The organism is Lysinibacter sp. HNR (assembly GCF_029760935.1).
In the GTDB taxonomy this organism is placed as follows: Bacteria; Actinomycetota; Actinomycetes; order Actinomycetales; family Microbacteriaceae; genus HNR.
This window is the reverse complement of record NZ_CP121684.1, coordinates 597,076-616,513: the sequence shown is the minus strand read 5'-3', so window position 1 is coordinate 616,513 and position 19,438 is coordinate 597,076. Positions and strand designations below refer to the sequence as shown.

10 protein-coding genes are annotated in these 19,438 nt (G+C 58.5%); 6 read left to right on the top strand and 4 right to left on the bottom strand.

Annotation, left to right across the window (positions count from 1 at the left end; genetic code table 11):
- Window positions 1–205: 205 nt before the first annotated feature.
- Genes FrondiHNR_RS02650 through FrondiHNR_RS02640 form a run of 3 tightly spaced genes read right to left on the bottom strand, consistent with a single transcriptional unit; the run spans window position 206 to window position 3,005 of the window.
- Window positions 206–736 carry a hypothetical protein gene (locus FrondiHNR_RS02650; protein ID WP_279353698.1) on the bottom strand — a complete coding sequence of 177 codons (531 nt, stop codon included), beginning with the start codon at window positions 734–736 and terminating at the stop codon, window positions 206–208.
- Window positions 733–1,608, bottom strand: a complete 876-nt coding sequence (locus tag FrondiHNR_RS02645) for a hypothetical protein (protein ID WP_279353697.1) — start codon at window positions 1,606–1,608, stop codon at window positions 733–735. Before FrondiHNR_RS02645 ends, FrondiHNR_RS02650 begins: the two co-directional genes overlap by 4 nt.
- On the bottom strand, window positions 1,608–3,005 hold the full coding sequence (locus FrondiHNR_RS02640) for a glutamyl-tRNA reductase (protein WP_279353696.1): 1,398 nt from the start codon (window positions 3,003–3,005) through the stop codon (window positions 1,608–1,610). The genes FrondiHNR_RS02645 and FrondiHNR_RS02640 overlap by 1 nt, the downstream gene beginning before the upstream one ends.
- Before the next feature lie 107 nt (window positions 3,006–3,112).
- On the opposite strand from FrondiHNR_RS02640, the gene hemE reads away from it, so the two are divergent.
- From hemE to FrondiHNR_RS02610, 6 genes are read left to right on the top strand one after another with little or no spacing between them, the layout of a single operon-like run.
- Window positions 3,113–4,291 carry a uroporphyrinogen decarboxylase gene (gene hemE / locus FrondiHNR_RS02635; RefSeq protein ID WP_279353695.1) on the top strand — a complete coding sequence of 393 codons (1,179 nt, stop codon included), beginning with the start codon at window positions 3,113–3,115 and terminating at the stop codon, window positions 4,289–4,291.
- Entirely contained in the window at window positions 4,288–5,718 is a 1,431-nt protein-coding gene (locus tag FrondiHNR_RS02630; protein ID WP_279353694.1) for an FAD-dependent oxidoreductase, read from the top strand. Before hemE ends, FrondiHNR_RS02630 begins: the two co-directional genes overlap by 4 nt.
- A gap of 4 nt (window positions 5,719–5,722) precedes the next feature.
- Entirely contained in the window at window positions 5,723–6,427 is a 705-nt protein-coding gene (gene hemQ / locus FrondiHNR_RS02625; RefSeq protein ID WP_279353693.1) for a hydrogen peroxide-dependent heme synthase, read from the top strand.
- Window positions 6,424–7,500 (top strand): ferrochelatase, encoded by a 1,077-nt coding sequence (locus FrondiHNR_RS02620; protein WP_279353692.1) that lies wholly within the window; start codon window positions 6,424–6,426, stop codon window positions 7,498–7,500. Before hemQ ends, FrondiHNR_RS02620 begins: the two co-directional genes overlap by 4 nt.
- Window positions 7,501–7,504: 4 nt before the next feature.
- Complete coding sequence (gene hemC, locus FrondiHNR_RS02615) at window positions 7,505–8,512, top strand: hydroxymethylbilane synthase (RefSeq protein ID WP_279353691.1); 1,008 nt, start codon at window positions 7,505–7,507, stop codon at window positions 8,510–8,512.
- On the top strand, window positions 8,513–9,397 hold the full coding sequence (locus FrondiHNR_RS02610) for a uroporphyrinogen-III synthase (RefSeq protein WP_279353690.1): 885 nt from the start codon (window positions 8,513–8,515) through the stop codon (window positions 9,395–9,397).
- Window positions 9,398–9,583: 186 nt separating this feature from the next.
- Here FrondiHNR_RS02610 and FrondiHNR_RS02605 read toward each other — a convergent pair whose 3' ends face one another.
- The gene (locus FrondiHNR_RS02605) at window positions 9,584–19,438 is read right to left on the bottom strand and encodes a fibronectin type III domain-containing protein (protein WP_279353689.1); all 9,855 of its coding nucleotides are present in this window, start codon (window positions 19,436–19,438) and stop codon (window positions 9,584–9,586) included.

The window sequence follows — 19,438 nt, the reverse complement described above, 5'->3', positions numbered from 1 at the left end:
GCAGCATAAATATAAGCTGCAACAACTCTCTTGTTACCCGGGATGCTGACCGGGACCGTTCACATCAGTGTATTTATACGCGGTATTGCGTATAAAACCGGCCCACCAGACTTACAAACCCATCCGCACAACGTGTGCAGTGTCTAGAGCCGACAGAGTTATTCTACGCTATGAAGCCTGTGAAGTCTCGGTCCGGTATTAAAAATTATTCCGCCCGGCGAGCCGCCAGAAGTTCCGCCACCCGCTCCAGCTCGTGTGCGGCGTCGTCATCGGTGAACTCTTCTATCCAGTCAAAAAACTGGTGTGCAGCCAAAAGCAATTGATCGATGAAGCTCTCACGATGAACATCCATCTCGGTATCACCCACCAGCGCAAAAGTGTTGCCTCCACGATCGTAGAGCAGAAAATCGATGGGTTGGGTGGGAAAACTAATTTCGCTCCGCCCCGCATCAAGATACTCCTCAACAACCGTCACCAGATGCGACCACAACGGCCAGACGGCGTCCCACATGGTGAGATCAATGAGGGGCTTCCCGCCGTAACCGATCAGCACCGCACCTGCACTCCACCCCGGAATCAGCAAGCGCCTCTCGCGCCACAGGGTGGCCGACTCTTCGGGCTGCTCGATAATGTCCACCAGCACGTCATCCGGGTGGTGGACAAAATCCTCTAGACCGGTAATCTCCTCGGTAAAGAGCAGCGTTCGGGCGCTGAGCTCAAGGGAGTGCACGCTCATCGCCCGGCGAGCTCCAGCCACTCCCGCAGAAACACCACACCGGCCTCATCGTGGATGAGTTCCCCTGCGGTGCGCACGGGGTAGGGACGGTCAAGCAGCCCGTCGGAGGGGCGAACATCGGCATGCTCTACCGTGTAACCGCGCTCGTGCAGCCAGTCTGCCATCGCGTAGTCGGTGCGCGAGTCGCCGAGGGTGCGCCACTCCAGAGGAAGCTCGCTGTCCTCACCAATCAGCTCAAAAGCACGCCTCGCCCCGCGATCCTTACCCAGGAGAACACTCTCAATATCCGTAGAAATAATGGTGGGGTCAATCCGGAAAGACACCTTCCCCGTGGCGTCTGATGTCACACGGTCGAGCCGTTCAACTCCGTGCCCCAGACGCACAAGCTCGTCGAAGAAAACCCGGTCGATTGTGGGCTGCAGCGCAAGATAATCATCCGAAGATACGTGGGTGTGCTGCTCTATCGAGACCATCGCCCGCTTCGTGGTGTCAAAGAAGACGGTCTCTGAGAATCGAGAGGTGATCACACCCTCCGCCCACTCGGAGAACCCTGCGGGAACCGAGGTCTCGGGATCAACAGTGATCTCCCCGATACCGCTCGCGGTAAAGCGAAACCAGACGGCCCCCTTTTCGCAGACCCCGTACAGCACGGTGTCGTCTGCCAACCCGGCCTCACGAAGCGGCGGTAAAACAGTGTCCCGAAGAAAAGCGTCGGAGCGACCCGTATTAAACACAACGGGCACTCCACGGCCCGCAAGCTGTACAAGAAGCTGTGCAATCTCGGGAATATTAATTGTTCGTGTCACCGGGCTAGCAATTGGCCCGTCCACATCAAGAAGTAGGCCCAGTCTCGAACCCTCATGAGATGTCATTATCCCGCACTCTCCACAGCGGATTCTCCGCCGTTTTGTTCGTCTGCCTCTCCCGCCACAACAATTCCGAAGAGAGCGTTAAGGGCCTCGGTGTAACGCGTTCCCTCTCCCTGACGCGCAAGCTCCCGCGCACGCACCATCGGCTCGTGCAGCAACACACTCACCAGGTGGCGGAGCGCAACCTCGGTGGGGCCGGTATTTCCTCCGCGCGCACGAACTCTCTCGATCTCGTCATCGGCATGATCAAGAAAATACTCTCGGATTGCCACCATAGCCGGTGCCAAATTTTGTTCCTCGGTAACCCGAGAAAATTTTCGCACCGCCCGGTCAACAAGCTCCTCCGCTTTTTGCGATGCCCGCAGCGCGGTCACGGGAGAGTGCAACCGGATCGTTTCAAGATCAAGCAGTTCCACCCCCGACACATCCGCGATATTGGGATTAACATTGCGCGGAAGTCCTAAGTCCACCACAATCTGCGACATCTTTGCGGTGCCGAGCGGGTCCACGGCCGCGAGCGAGATGCTTTCTGTGTCGCGCCCCACGGGGCACTCAACCGACATATCAAGCAGGGCGCCGGAACCGGGAATAAGCTGAGAGCGACCCCGAAGCAGGGTATCGGCCTCGATGACAAATCCATCCCCCGTCGTACAGCAGACGATGAGATCGGCAGATGCCGCCGCCGAGGTGTAATCGCCGTGAGACACGGGAACAAGCTCTCGCCTGCGGGCAAACTCCTCGGCACGCCCGGACACAGAATACACGGAGAGGTTGATGACCCTCCGCTCGCGAAGCGCGGCCAAAGCCACACGAGCGTATGACCCGGTGCCAACAAGAAGAACACGCACCGCCTGCCAGTCGATCACCCGGCTCTCGACAAGTTCAAAGGCCAGACGGGCAAGCGAACGCTGAGCCTCACCAACACCGGCGGCGCTCTTAATTCCGCGGGAGGTTTGAGAGGCACGCTGAAAAAGACGCTCAAGATCGGCGCTTGTGGTTCCCGTTGCCCGGGCAGCTTCAAGCGCGCGCCGCACCTGTCCGGCAATCTCGTCTTCACCCACAGCTAGGGACTCAAGCCCGCTCGAAACACGAAAAAGGTGCTCGGCAACATCCATATTGAGGTAGACGGCAAAGGAGTCACGTACGTGCTGAAAGTCGAGCCCCACCTCGGCAGCTATGCACTCGACCAGTCCCTCAACGGTGACGGCCTGAATCGCGGTGACGGGTTCTTCAACGTCAACGTACACCTCAACCCTGTTGCACGTGGCGATCGTGACGGTACCCACGATAAAAGACATCTCCTCGGCAACCCGAAGGGACAAGCCGCCCATACCCTGCGAAAGAACCTCAAGGGTTTCAAAATCGGCGTTCTTGTGACTTGCAGATAGACACAACAGCACGGCTACGATTCTAACCGCTACATCACACTTCTTCCTGGATACACGCTCAGGAAAGCCGCTATCCCGGTCACACCACGTTTTATAGTTTTTCTGAAAGAATAAAACCTATGCCCGCCGCAGTATCAACAGTCCTTGATCACAACCATCCGCTGGTATCCGGTGTTACCGCCGAGTCGCCGCTGGTGCGCGCCTACCAGGGTGTGCGGCAGAAGCGCACCCCCGTGTGGTTTATGCGGCAGGCGGGTCGATCACTGCCCGAGTATCGCGACCTGCGCGTGGGGGTGAGGATGCTCGATGCCTGTCTCGACCCGGAGCTGAGCAGTGAAATCACTCTCCAGCCGGTGAGGCGCCACGGGGTTGACGCCGGAATTTTCTTCAGCGATATTGTGGTTCCTCTGAAGCTTGCGGGTGTTGATGTAGAGATTATCGCGGGCAAAGGGCCCGTTTTTGCACATCCTATTCGTACGATGGAGGACGTCCTTTCCCTCCCAGACCTCGACCCTGCAGCCCTCGACCCAGTACGGGAGGGTGTTGCCCACACCGTGGCGGAGCTTGGTGCAACACCCCTCATTGGTTTTGCGGGAGCACCCTTCACCCTCGCGGCCTACCTGGTGGAGGGCGGCCCATCAAAGGATCACATCCGCGCCCGCACCCTCATGCGTTCTCAGCCAGAGACGTGGACAGCGCTCATGGGCTGGACCGCGCACATCACCGGTAAATTTCTCTCGGCCCAGGTGGAGGCCGGGGCGAGCGCCGCGCAGCTTTTTGACTCCTGGGCCGGTTCTCTCTCGCGGGCAGATTATGTGCGCTACGTGGCCCCGGCCTCCGTGCGCGCTTTTGACGCGGTGCGTAACACCCCCTACACGGTAGGAGGCGAAACCCGCCACGTTCCGCTCATTCACTTTGGGCTGGTGGGTCCACAACTGCTCCCCGAGTTTCGCACCCTGGGCACCGAACGTCGATTTGTGGATGCCGTGGGCGTGGACTACCGCACCCCCCTTGACGAGGCCGCCGCACAGCTGGGTTCTGATGTCACCCTGCAGGGCAATATCGACCCGGCCCTGCTCGCGGCACCGTGGGACCGCCTCGCGGATGACACCCACGAGGTCCTTCGCCGGGGCCGCAGCGCGCGCAGCCACGTGGCAAACCTCGGGCACGGGGTGCCCCCGGAGACGGACCCGACCGTGCTTACCCGCCTGGTTGAACTCATCCACTCCATCGATGTTGATACGCTTACCCACGCAAGCCCACAGTCCTCATCAACCCAGAAAGCTGCTGCCCCGTGACCCAACCAGCGATGCCGCTCCCCCCGCAGCAACCCTCACGACCTCTCACCACCGTGATAATCGGCGGTGGAATTGCGGGCCTCACTGCGGCACTCGTCTGCGCAAGAAACGGGCACCGGGTAATCGTGCTCGAGGAAGCCTCCGTCAGCGGCGGGATCGTATCCCGTCACACGCTGGGTGGTATTGATCTGGATGCCGGGGCCGAAAGCTTCGCCACCAGAAGTCCCCGTATTCCTCCGTTTCTTAAGGGCCTGGGCCTCGGTGAGAACATTGTGTCTCCCAATCCGGTGGGGGCCTGGGTGTTCAGCGCGGATAAGAACGGCAAAAAACACGCAGCACCGCTTCCAAAAACCGGGCTCCTGGGAATTCCGGGTAATCCACTCGCCCCCGATGTGCGCCGAGTGATCGGGCTAGCGGGCGCCCTGCGGGCATCGTCCGACCGCTGGAAAAAGCCGGATTCCTCCTTTGACGCGCTGAGCCTGGGCGAGCTAGTCCGACGGCGGCTGGGGGAGGCCACCCTCAACCAGCTGGTGCGGCCCGTTGTGGGAGGGGTCTATGCGGCGGATCCCGACACTCTCGCGGTGGATTCGATCTCACCCAGCCTTCGTGCGGAACTGCGAAAAACGGGATCGCTCACCCGCGCCGTTACCTCTCTCACGGCCCGGGCGGAGCCCGGTTCCGCCGTGCGCGGAGTGATCGGCGGAAACTATGAGATAGTGCGAGCAATCACCCGGGAACTACTCCAAAACGGTGCCGAGATCCAGACCAATCATCGGGCGCTGCGACTGCGTCGCCGCGAGTCCGGATGGTTGGTCGACGACACCTTCGCGGCAGATGCGGTTATTATTGCGTGCAACCCCATGTCAGCCGCAACCCTGCTCAGCGGTGTCAACAGCGAGTTGGTTCCCTTCACCGGACAGCCCAACTCGACCCGCATAGAAACCCTCGTGGTACATCAGCCGCTTCTGAACTCTGCCCCTCGGGGAACCGGTGTTCTTCTGGGGGAGACCCACGGTCTCGTGGGGGCAAAAGCGCTCACCCACCTCTCTGCAAAGTGGGCCTGGCTGCGGGAACGGCTGTCCCCTGGAACCCACGTGATTCGGCTCTCCTATCGAGAGGATGCGTCACAAACAACGGGCGGAGAGATCGTGCGCAACGTAGATCCCGGCCGCGCCCTTCTCGACGCGAGCACCCTCATGGGCGTGCCGCTCAATAAGAACACCCTCGTTGATAACAATGCCGTCACCTGGACACAGTGGCAGGTTACCCCGGAGTCGGTGCGCAGCGTTCGGACGCGGGTGCCACACTATCCGGGCCTCGGCGTCACGGGCTCCTGGGTAACAGGAACGGGTCTTGCATCTGTCATTCCGGGTTCGATAGACGAGGCAAACAGGGTTTGTCAGACAGCGCTACAGGAAGGAAAATAACATTATGACGGAAAACACTTCGGAGCCACAAGAAGGCCCCCATGGATTCACTCTCTTTGCCGTACTGCGCAGAAACCCCAATCACCGTGGCGAATACGACGGTGGAGATGTTCCACGCCTGGTCCAACAGCTCGACGACCTCGTCACCGAGATAAAAGATGAGGGTGTCGTTCTGCGAGGAATCTACGATGTAAGCGGTATGCGCGCCGACGCTGATGTGATGCTCTGGCTTCACGGCGACTCCGCCGAAAATCTACAGTGGTCACTGCGCGTGCTGCGTCGCAGCGACCTACTCAGATCACTCCTGCCCTCCTGGAATGCCATGGGGGTTCACCGAGACGCGGAGTTTAACCGCTCCCACGTTCCCGGTTTTCTCCGCGGTGAGGAACCACGTCAGTGGCTTACCGTTTACCCATTTGTCCGTTCCTACGAGTGGTATCTGCTCCCCGAGGAGGAACGCCGCGCCATGCTCGCCGAACACGGCCGAAAAGGAGCCGCATTCACGAGTGTTGTTGCCCACACGGTAGCGTCCTTTACCCTGGGCGACTACGAATGGTTAATCCCCCTCGAATCCGATCACCTGGTTGATCTGGTTGATCTGATGCGCGATCTTCGCGCGACGGATGCCCGCCGCCACGTGCGTGAAGAGGTTCCGTTCTACACCGGCCGCCGCATTGAGACGGCCGAGATTGTTGAGGTACTACAGTGAGCATAAACAACTACGATGCAATTTTGCTCTCCAGCTTTGGTGGCCCGGAAGGTCAGGAAGACGTTATTCCCTTCCTTAAGAACGTCACGCACGGACGGGGCATCCCCGAGGAGCGCCTCGAAGAGGTTGCACACCACTACCGGCATTTTGGCGGGGTAAGCCCAATCAATGAGCAAAACCGGCAGCTCAAAGCCGCCCTTGAGGCAGAGCTGGCCAGGCGAGAAATCGACCTTCCGGTTTATTGGGGGAACCGTAACTGGGCACCCTATTTTCCCGAGGCGGTACAGGAGGCTTACAATAACGGCCACACCCGCCTGCTCGGCCTGGTCACCAGCGCTTACACCTCCTACTCGGGGGTGGGGCAGTATCGTGAAGACTTTGAGAAGTGCCTGGCGGAAACCGGTCTGACCGAGGTGGTCTCGATCGATCGGATTCGCGAGTTCTTTGATCACCCCGGGTTTATTAATCCCCTGGTTGAGGGTGTTAAACGGGCAGTGTCCGACCTGGCGGCCCAGGGGGTGAGCGACGGGGTGCGCATCGTTTTTGTCACCCACTCCATTCCCAATAGCGCGGCCAACGAGTCTGGTCCCGAGTTTGGCGAGGGTGGCGCGTACGTCGCGCAGCACCTGGCCGCCGCGCAGGCTATCTCGGATCGAGCAGCACCCGATATCCCCTGGTCTCTTGTGTATCAGTCACGCAGCGGAGATCCGCGTATTCCCTGGCTAGAACCCGACATTAACGACGCCATTGAGGAGATGGGAGCCGAGAGCGTTCGCGGCATCGTGATTGTTCCGTTTGGTTTTGTGAGCGACCACATGGAGGTTCTGTGGGATCTGGATAATGAGGCCATCGAAACGGCGGAGAACAACAATATCCGAGCAATCCGTGTTCCCACCCCGGGAATTCATCCCGAGTTTGTATCGGGACTCATCGATCTGGTGATGGAAAGGGTGAACGGAACTCCCGTGGAGGAGCGCCCCGCGCTCACCCCGCTGGGACCGTGGCCTGATCACCCCACGGTGGGTGCACCCCACCCGGGCGGGATCGCGCCATCAGCTATGGCCGCTAGTTAGTCCTATGGGCGAAACTCTCTCACGGCTCAGGTTGGGAACCCGCGCCAGCGCGCTGGCCGTCACCCAGAGTCAGCAGGTGGCCGATCGCATCACAGCACTCACCGGGATTCCTGTTGAGTTGGTGCGGGTCACAACCCACGGGGATGTGACCCGGGCCTCCCTCTCATCCCTCGGAGGAACCGGGGTTTTTGCGACGGCGCTTCGAGAGGCACTTCTTGCGGGCGAGTGCGACCTGGTGGTGCACTCGCTCAAAGATCTTCCCACCGCGCCCTGCCCCGGCCTGGTTGTGAGCGGTATCCCCGTGAGAGAGGGCGCCGAGGACGCCCTGTGTGCCCGCGACGGTTTTACCCTCGCAACCCTCCCCGCGGGTGCGCGGGTGGGTACGGGATCCCCCAGGCGAGTGGCACAGTTACTCTCGCGCCGACCGGATCTTGATATCCACGATATTCGCGGCAACATCGACACCCGCCTGGGCCGGGTGAGCAAAGACCTAGACGCGGTGATCTTGGCGCGGGCAGGTCTCACCCGCCTGGGCCGCTCCCACCTCATAACCGAGATCCTGCCGCTTGCGGAGTGGCCCACCGCCCCCGGGCAGGGAGCCCTGGCTGTGGAAACCCGAGAGGGCTCTGCCGTATCCGAGGTGGTGACGGCTCTTGACGATGCCCACACGCGAGCGTCGGTTGTTGCCGAACGCGGCGTGCTGGCTGCGCTGGAGGCCGGGTGTGCGGCACCCGTGGGAGTGTCCACTCTTTCCGTATCGCACGGGTCCGGGGCGGCGCACGAGGTTGTGGGTTCTCACGTTGTGGGTTCTGAGAACCTGGTGGGCGAGGCGCAGGGGCACGAGGTTGTGGCACGCGTATACGCCCTCGACGGGCACGCCTCCCTCTCGGCGAGTCGGCCCCTCCCGCGAGACGCAGCAGACCCCGTGCGGGCTGCGGAGGAACTCGGGCGGGATCTGGCACGCGAGCTTCTTGACGCCGGTGCCGCCCAATTGGCACCACTGGGCTATTAGATGATGAGCCGCGATCGCGATAAGCGCCGTGACGGCACCCCGCGCGATACCGCACGCGATATTCCGCAAGCCAACACACACGGCAACGCACACGAGACTCCGTACACCGATATACACGGCAACACGCGTACAACTCCGCCCACCGACGCTCACGCTTTTCCCCCTGCCAACGCACCGCGCATTCTCATCCCCCGCGGCGGGGAGTGGGGAGAACGCGCGGCACGGCAGGTTCACGAGCGTGGCTTTATTCCCGTCATGGTTCCGCTTATCACCACGGCACCGAGCGGCACACCGAAGGAGCTCCACACGGCCCTTGAACGGCTGAGCGCAAGCGAGTTTGACTGGCTTGTAGTGGCCAGTGCCAACGCGGTTCCCCCGGTTGCCAACTACGCCGCCGCTCTTCCCCCGGAAACCCGTGTTGCCGCGGTGGGAGAGGCCACGGCCCACACCCTCACGCAGGTCGGGTTTCGGGTTGACCTGGTGCCTTCGGGAACCAGCTCTGCCACGGACCTGGTGGCGCAATGGCCACGCGATCGCAGGGGATCATCCGCTCTTGTCCTGGGATCTCAGCTTTCCCCGCCCACCCTCGCGGACGGCATCCACAAGCTGGGCCTCAGCGTTCAACGGGTGGAGGCCTATCAGACGGTACCGGTTAGGCTTTCTCCCGAAGAGCGTCAGCGAGTAACCGATGGCGGGGTTGACGTGATCCTCATCACGAGCGCGAGCGTGGCCACGCAGGTTGCAGAACAGCTTGCTCCCCTGCCCCACACAACCCAACTTGTGTGCATCGGAGAGTCCTCGGCTCGCGCCTGCACCGCGCTTGGCCTGGCCGTCGCTACGGTTGCACGTGTGCAAAGCGTACCCGGGATGCTTGAGGTTCTTTAGGGTTCCTCACCTCTCGTGTGCATCCTTGCCGTAAAAAACGCAGCCCGATCATCACCATCACGAGTAGAGAGCAAGGAAAGATCTTGGCTCTGAACAGAAGTGGTTGAGTGCCCACTCGGTAATCACCGCCCGAATGAACACTCAACCCGTTACTCGCCCCACAACCGTGAGGAAACCAACCCCTCCCTACTCCTCTGTCACCGACCCCTGCCCCACAACGGATACCGATACAGACACTGCCGCGGATGCTGCGGTATTCCTCCGACGACGAATCACCACAAAACCAGCCCCGAGTACCAGCAACAGCATTCCGAAGGCACCCAGCACAGGCAACGACGTGTCACCCGTGAGAGTTAACCGTGTCGCCTCAGAACCACCCGAACCGGTGTTCTGCAACCCGGCGTCCGGGCCTTCAAGCACGGTACCCGGGATATCCTCACCCTCGCCCGTACCCGGGGTGTCCTCATCCTGACCCACCGGAACAACCACAACCGTGTACGTGACCTCGACACTCTGGCCAAGATCATCAAACACCCGCACCGTGAACTCGTCAGACCCTAACCGGTCTGTTTCTGGAACATAATGCACCACAGTCCGACCATCAACCTGCGCAGCAAGAGCCACCTGACCGTACTCGGCCTCATCCAGGTCTTCCTCACGAAGCGCCTGCAACCCGGTACCGGTGATGTCTGCGAACGGGTCAATCACCACCGGACTCACACCCAACGGAACAGTGATTGTTTTGCCCTCACCCGTGGGTGGGGCCTGCACCGTCACCGTGTACTTCGCCGTCGCGGTCAAGTCACGATCATCCGTGTACTTCACCTTGAACCCATACGTTCCGGGTGCTAACCCGTCCGCGTCAAACGACACCACACCATCCTGATCCAGGCTGACATGCTTCGTGATATCTCCGGTGAAACCGTGACCACCACGAACCATCTCCTCAGCGTCTAGGGCCTGTGCGTGGCGTTCCTTAATCTCACCGTCAACACTCACGGCCTCGTCAAAACGGACGTTTCCGTTAACCGCAACCTTCTTGCCCTGATCCTGCACACTCAACTTCGTGAACACCTTCACCTCGTACTCCACCGAGGTGACCTGTCCGAGATTATCCGTGAAGTCCACCGTGAACCGATACACACCCTTGGGAGTATCACCCGCCACAAACCGGATGCTTCCCGTGCCCGGAACAGCACCTAGTCCGGTTTCTACCCGACCCGTAAACACCCCACCCGGGGCCTGAACCGGAGCCTGAAGCGACACGTTCTGCAGCGATCCCGTCGTAACCACTTCCGGGGTGAACTCGTAGGCGCTGTCTTGTGCCACCTCACCCTTCGAGTCACCCGTTACCTCAGGGAGCGTCTGCACGGTGAACACTAACTCACCCGACACAGCCTGCGCCACACTGTCTTCTACCCGGTACTTCACCGTGTCAGGAAGATAGTTCCCCAGAGCAGATTGATACCGCACCAACCCGGCAGCACCATCCACGACCTCCGTGTGACCATTGATCGCCTGCTCAATCGCCACCACACTCTTCGGCGCATACACCACACGAGACTCCTGCGGAATATCCTTCAGGGCATCCTCCACACTCGATACCTGAACATCAGTTTCCTGAACATCAATTGCCTGAGCATCTGCCCGGGTGCCTGTCGTGTTTGTGGGAGACACCGTGGCAGCCACATCCGGGGCCTGTTCATCGTTGGTAAACACGTTATGAACCAATAGTCCGTCCTGCTTCACCACCAGGTCTTTGTAATCCACCGCTTGAGGAAGGCTGAACACCGTGACCCGCACCACACCAAACGCGCTTTGACCATACATATCCTTGGCCTCGTACGCGAACGCGTCATACCCGGTGAAGTCCCGCTTCGGAGTATACGTCACCACACCCTTCGCGTCCGGATCTTCAACCACAGCCCCTAAGGCCCCACCGAAGCCGGCAATGGTGATGCCCTCACCCGTAGCGAGGTCGTTCAGATCAACCGTGACCTCACCCTTTACCCCGATCTCACGGATCGTGGAAGTCACCACCGGGCCCTCGACCAGTTTCACCGTGATCGTACCGGTCGCAACCTGACCCAGATCATCCGTGAGCGTATACGTAAACGTGTCTTCCATCACACCATCAGGAACCTGCCCCGTCGTATAGATCACACGGCCTGAAGCCTTGTCGAACTCTGTTGTGCCGTATTGCCCCTGACCCACCGTGACGCTGCTCTTGAGCAGATCAGCAATGGTCGAGAACGCATACTTCTCACCCAGCAGAATCGTCCCCGTGCCGGTGAGGCCCGCGTTCATCTCATCATCAGCTGCCAACGGGACACCCTGAATCCTCACACTGACCGTGGCGGTCTCGGATTCCCGCCCCAGGCCGTCTTTCACCCGGTACGAGAACGAATCCGTCGTCGTCACAGCAGAATTTGTCGCCGTGTAGTACAGCCCGTCAGAGCCCACCCGGACAGAACCCTGCTCCGGAACAGGGCTTACCGGGTCAACCAGAGTCAGGTTATACCCTGTCGCATCTGCGAGGACGGGAAGTAATGTTTCACTACTCGCGGGAACCTTCACCACACGATCCGCCCCGGCCGTCGGAACCACGTACACCGTAATAGAGACAGTGCCGGTGTCTTCTGCGTCTGACGCATCTCGCACCGTGAACGTGAACGATACCGTTTTTGTCACCTCACCCGCCGGGAAATCCTGGGTGGGGGTATACGCTATCTCACCCGTTTGCGTATCAAACGTGATACTTCCCTCATCCGGGGTCAGGTTATCCACGCTCACCAGGGCGGGAGAGTTCTCACCCGTCACGTACTCTAGAGCATTGAACCGTGCCACCGTATCCGCGTGCACATTGAGGGACACATCATCCACTGTCACCGCGACCCGTGGGGTGGCTGTGTCCGTGTTACTTTCCTTTCCAGCCTCTGCACGATCATTCGTCGGAATCACCCGGAAATCATACGGCTGATCATTCTCTAACGGCTCCACCACGAAGTCTTTCGTGTTCGTAACATTCGTCGCGTGACTACCCCACCCGACTTCAGGGCCCTGGCCCTCAACCGTTTTACGGTACTGCACCGTGTATCCCGTCACCGGCTGTGCGAGTGTGCCCTGCGCCTTGGTCCAGGACAAGGTCACTTTCTCGGAACCCGGCTTCGCTTTCAGATCATCAATAACGTTGTCTTGTGAGGGGGCACCATACGGTACCGCGTCCGCAGTGTTACTCTCTGGCCCCGTGCTATGCCCATTCACAGGGATCACCTGGAACTCATACCGGTCACCATCCGTCAACCCCTCCACCAAAAAGTTGCGGGTTTCATCCCCCGGAGCCCTCTTCTTATACGGACTCCACGAATTCTCCTCTTCATCCTCACCAACAGCCACACGGTACATAATCTGGTACTCCAGCACCGGGTTCGTCTCCGTGTGCCCGGCCCGGCTCCAGTTCAATACCACGATTCCTGATGTGTGGCCCGCAGCCGCGGTCAGATCGGTCACCTTCGTATCCGCAAGAACAGGACCATACGGGGTATCACTCTTCGGGTCACTGGGCACACCATCACCCACAGCGTTCGTGGGGATCACCCGGAAATCATACGACTTACCATTGGTTAACCCACCAACTGTGAAACCGTCACCGTCCTCAGCAGGCAAAGGCACATTCGTGTCATAGTCACCCCAACCCTCATCGGGACCGAGGGTGTTATCTGTTTCACGAACCTGCACTGTGTAACCCGTCACCGGGTTCAATACCGACTCTTTCGCTGCGGACCACTTCAAGAACACCGCCTCATCACCCGGACGAGTCCGAAGATCCGTGATCTTCTCATCCGTCAACGGCAACCCAAACGTACCCTCACGAACCTCGTTACTGGGCAGTCCGTCACCACGCGTATTGAACGGGATAACTCGGAAGTCATACACACTCGCATCTGCAAGGCCCGTCACCGGGTAGTTGTCAAAACGCTCTGCCTGCGGCACAAAGAACCCATCCACGTTCTCAGGCCCCCGGTAGGTTGTCCACTGATCTTGCGGGACACCATCCACAACCAGGCGATACTCAATCCGGTAACCCGTCACCGGAGTCTCTTCCGTGTCAGGCATACCCGTCCATGACAGAAGCACTTGTCGGTGGCCAGGCACCCCGCTCAGGTCTGTAATCGCGGGTGCTTCCGTTAACGAACCCACCGGGATCTCACTCTTAGGTGTACTTGGCACACCCCTGCCCACAGTATTCGTCGGAACCACCCGGAAATCATACGACTGACCATTCGTGAGGCCACCAACGGTAAAACCGTCACCGTCTTCCGCAGGCAAAGCCACATTCGTGGCATAGGGGTCCCATCCCTCCTCAGGACCAAGGGTGTTATCTGTTTTACGGTACTCCACCGTGTAACCTGCCACCGGGCTCAACACCGACTCTTTCGCTGCGGACCACTTCAAGAACACCGCCTCATCACCCGGACGAGTCCGAAGATCCGTGATCTTCTCATCCGTCAACGGCAACCCAAACGTACCCTCACGAACCTCGTTACTAGACAGCCCATCCCCTCTGATATTGAACGGCACAACCCGGAAGTCATACATACTCGCATCCGCAAGGCCCGTCACCGGGTAGTTGTCAAAGCGTTCTGCCTGCGGCACGAAGAACCCGTCCACGTTCTCGGTTCCCCGGTAGGGTGTCCACTGATCTTCTGGGACACCATCCACCACCAGGCGATACTCAATCCGGTACCCCGTCACCGGAGTCTCTTCCGTGTCCGGCACACCCGTCCACGACAACAACACTTGGCCGCGACCCGGCACCCCACTCAAATCCGTAATAACAGGTGCTTCCGTTAACGAACCCACCGGGATCTCACTCTTCGGGTCACTCCAATCACCTCTACCAATAGTGTTGGTCGGGGCTACCCGGAAATCATACGACTTACCATTGATGAGACCACCCACCATGAAACCATCACCGTCTTCAGCAGGCAAAGCCACGTTCGTGTCATAGTCGACCCAGCCCGCTTCATCATCCTGAGTAGCATCTGTGTCACGAACCTGCACCGTGTAACCCATCACCGGGTTCAACACCGACTCTTTAGCTGCGGACCACTTCAAGAACACCGCCTCATCACCCGGACGACTCCGAAGATCCGTGATCTTCTCACCCTTGAGCGGTTCACCAAACGTTGTCTCACGAGGCTTATTACTCTCTAAACCATCCCCGTGATCATTAAACGGATACACCCGGAACTGATACTCCTGGCTATTTTTCAACCCCTCAACCGGGAAATCTTTCACCTGTCCTTCGAGGAAACCATCCGTGACTAATAGCCGGGTGGGATACTGTTCCCAACGCTCGGCTGGAACACCATCAACCACCTCACGGTACTCCACCCGGTGACCGGTCACCGGAACCTGCTGTGTGCCCGTGACTAACGTCCAGGACAACAACACCTCACCATACCCCGGAGCTGTAGTCACATCCGTGATCGCGGGATGGGAGGTCGGAGGACCATACGGCATCGCCATTACCTGATCACTGGGTGTTCCCCGACCCGAACCGTCTAACCCGTTAACCGGGGTAACCCGGAACACATAGTTCTTCCCATTCGTCAGGTTCGGGACAGTATCTCCCGGAACCGCGACAATAGGGCGCTTCTGCCACACATCAGGAAGAATCGTCAGTGCCTCTTCGCTTTGATACTCCATCAAATACCCGGTTACCGGGTTCTGCACCGTGTCATTCGTAACCCGTGACCAACCCAAACGCACCGACTCATTGCCCGGTACCGCCACTAAATCAGTCACCACCATCTCCGGAGTCGGAACACCAATCGGGGTTGCTTCTCGCTGCGCATCAGGACCCAAGCCTGACACATTCGCGGGAGTAACCCGGAACATATACGGCGTACCATTATCTAACTCATCAACAGTGAACCTGGTCTGTGTCACATACTCATCTTTGGTAATCCAATCCGCTGAGGTTGTTTTACGATACTCCACCACGTACCGTGTCACCGGATACGCATCACTATCCTCAGGTTTCACCCAGGACAGTTCCACCTCACCATCCTTTGGAACGGCGTTCAATACCACTCCGTGCTGTGGTGCCCCCACCGGAGTCACCCGCACAGTGTCCGATGACTCACTCTCCCACCCGGACTGATTCGTCGCGGTCACCCGAAACGCGTACACGGTACCATTCGTCAAATCCGGTGCGGTACGAGACAACTCAAGCTCGTTACCCTCGTCCGGGAGAATCTCTTTCCACCCTTTACTTTCGGGAGAACACTCATCACCTGGGGTGATCTCGCACTGCCACACCCGGTAACCCGTCAGCTCAGAGCCACCGTCATTCTTGGGAGCATCCCACGTCACCAGGACGTGCCCATCACCCGGAGACACCTTCTCTGCCGTAAGCGTAGGAGCATCGGGTGCACCCGCCGGGCGAGCCTTTGTTAACGTCCCCGGAATGTGAGACTCTGGGGTATTCCACGGACCTAGACCAGGGTCTGTCAGTGCAGAGTCCTCAAACTCATTCACCGCGGCCACACGAAACTCGTACCACTGACCATTCGTCAACCCTGTGACCGTGCGAGGAGAAACCACCGAACGGATAGGCTCACCGGTTTCCTCATCCACGAACCGATACAAGTCCCAGCCCTCATGATCGCCGGGCATTTCAGCGGTGTCATCCTCCGGGTCAGGAACCTCGCGATACCACACCCGGTAATCCACAATCGGGAAACCACCATCATTCACCGGAGCCTTCCACGACACCGCCACCTCACGGTTACCCGCCGACGTCTCCACGTTTGTGGGAGCATCCGGCGGACCAAGCGGACGAGCATCCGCAGGATCAGAGAACGGGCCATCACCCTTCGTGTTTGACGCCGCAACCCTAAACCAATAATCCTGCCCATTCGCCAACGGCTTCACCACCACCGGAGACTGCTTAACCTTGCCCTCTTTGTTGTCCTCAGACTTCTCAGGAGACCACGGTACCCAGTCTTTTTTAGGATCGAAATCCTCATCGGTGGGTTTCTTTGTGGTGTACTCCACTTTCCACTCATCAACACTAGAACCAAACGCCGGTGCTGAAGAGTGTTCAACGATCCCGTCTCGTAAACCGTTAGCACGATAAATACTCCACCCATCAGCCCTTATCGCTACCGAGGACAACGCAGGAGAACCCTTACTACTCGTCTCCTCAGACCAATTCTTTCCACCATCATCCGAAGACCATATCGACCCCAAATAATGATAACCACCCACAACCAAACGCTGACCATCAACCGAGGACGCCACACTCCGCCACGTACTATCCGCCGTACCAGACGTCGGGAAACCCGCAGGAACCACCAAGCTCTCAGTCGTACCCAACCCAGCAGCCGTGTCCGACGTTGACACATACACACGACTAGTACTTGCCACCACCAACGTCTTACCATCACCAGAAAGATCAACCGCAGACACACCATTACCAGGCATCTGCGTACGCCGGCTAAACGTCGCACCTGAGTTTCCTGACACATACACACCCGCATTTGTCCCCAATGCTCGTGCAGCAACTACCCGCGTACCATCATCAGACACCGCAACATCAACCCACGACTGACCGTCAGCATCCAACGAGCCCGCACTCGTTGAAACTGCCCACGAATCGCCACCATCACGAGACACCCACAAAGGCCCCGTCGTATCATTAGCAACACTGCCCGTGCGAGGCCGCGCCGCTACCAAAACTCCACCATCAAACGACGAAGCAACACGAAACGAAGGATACGCATTCGTAACACTCGTTATTAAATTATCGCCAGTAACAGTACTCGCTACAGACTTCCACGAAAACGAATCCCGCTCAGACACACGAGAACCAACAAATACCGCACCACTACTAGTAGTACCAGCATTTCTAGACGCAATTATCTTCAGACCGTTACCCGAAACCTCAACACCCCACGGATAAGTCGAGTGAGTAGTCCCAGTACTTTGCTCAACGAAATTTTTACCCCCGTCAATCGAGACATACAACGCACCACCAGGCCGACCCAACGCCACCACATCACCGCTAGCAGACACAGACACCGCCCACAAACGAGAATTAGCAACTGCAACAACACTAGCTGACCCCGGAAGATCCGTACCATTAACCATCTTGAGACCAGACCACAACCGCACAGCCTCATCCCACGACAACGTAACCTGACCCACACCACCCCGAGCCTTCAACCCTTGCGGCACACCACCTGGAGCAGACTCCGTCGTCAACGTTGTCGCCAATGCTGCATCACTCGGCTCTCCCGGAGTATCAGTCTTATTCACCTGAGACACTCGGAACCAATACCGAGTACCACCCTTTAATTGATCCACCACCCGAGACTTATCCATCGAAGCCTCATGCACATGTGGCTGCCACATATCCTTGGTAAACCCAGAACCTCTCGGATCCTGATCCGTGTACTCCACCAAAAAGTTCGTTAGATTCGAACCACCATCACGCGGTACTGAAGAGTGTTCAACGATCCCGTCTCGTAAACCGTTAGCACGATAAATACTCCACCCATCAGCCCTTATCGCTACCGAGGACAACGCAGGAGAACCCTTACTACTCGTCTCCTCAGACCAATTCTTTCCACCATCATCCGAAGACCATATCGACCCCAAATAATGATAACCACCCACAACCAAACGCTGACCATCAACCGAGGACGCCACACTCCGCCACGTACTATCCGCCGTACCAGACGTCGGGAAACCCGCAGGAACCACCAAGCTCTCAGTCGTACCCAACCCAGCAGCCGTGTCCGACGTTGACACATACACACGACTAGTACTTGCCACCACCAACGTCTTACCATCACCAGAAAGATCAACCGCAGACACACCATTACCAGGCATCTGCGTACGCCGGCTAAACGTCGCACCTGAGTTTCCTGACACATACACACCCGCATTTGTCCCCAATGCTCGTGCAGCAACTACCCGCGTACCATCATCAGACACCGCAACATCAACCCACGACTGACCGTCAGCATCCAACGAGCCCGCACTCGTTGAAACTGCCCACGAATCGCCACCATCACGAGACACCCACAAAGGCCCCGTCGTATCATTAGCAACACTGCCCGTGCGAGGCCGCGCCGCTACCAAAACTCCACCATCAAACGACGAAGCAACACGAAACGAAGGATACGCATTCGTAACACTCGTTATTAAATTATCGCCAGTAACAGTACTCGCTACAGACTTCCACGAAAACGAATCCCGCTCAGACACACGAGAACCAACAAATACCGCACCACTACTAGTAGTACCAGCATTTCTAGACGCAATTATCTTCAGACCGTTACCCGAAACCTCAACACCCCACGGATAAGTCGAGTGAGTAGTCCCAGTACTTTGCTCAACGAAATTTTTACCCCCGTCAATCGAGACATACAACGCACCACCAGGCCGACCCAACGCCACCACATCACCGCTAGCAGACACAGACACCGCCCACAAACGAGAATTAGCAACTGCAACAACACTAGCTGACCCCGGAAGATCCGTACCATTAACCATCTTGAGACCAGACCACAACCGCACAGCCTCATCCCACGACAACGTAACCTGACCCACACCACCCCGAGCCACAACATTACGCGGAGCACCCGGGCTCGGTGTTACAACAGGCCCCTCACCCTCTTCGGCAACAGGAACCACTACCGGATCTTCCGCCGCGGGCACCATTGCCGCGACACCATCCGCAAACCCTACAAAACGCTCAAAAACACTCGGGGCATCACCCTCAGTTACGGGAGCATCTTCAAGTGCGGTCTCAGTCGAGACCCCCCGTTCTTGCGGAGAGACTTCTTCCTCAGAAACAGCAGCGCCGTCCTCCAGTGCCGTTTCTGACACCACAGGATCCTGCTCGACCGCAAACGCGGACGTTGTCACCGCAAGCGGCGCAAGCAACGCAGCCGATAACACTAACCCCAACGAAACCTGTACAGCACGAGCACGCACGGCTATAGAAAGTCCCCAAGATTTCAC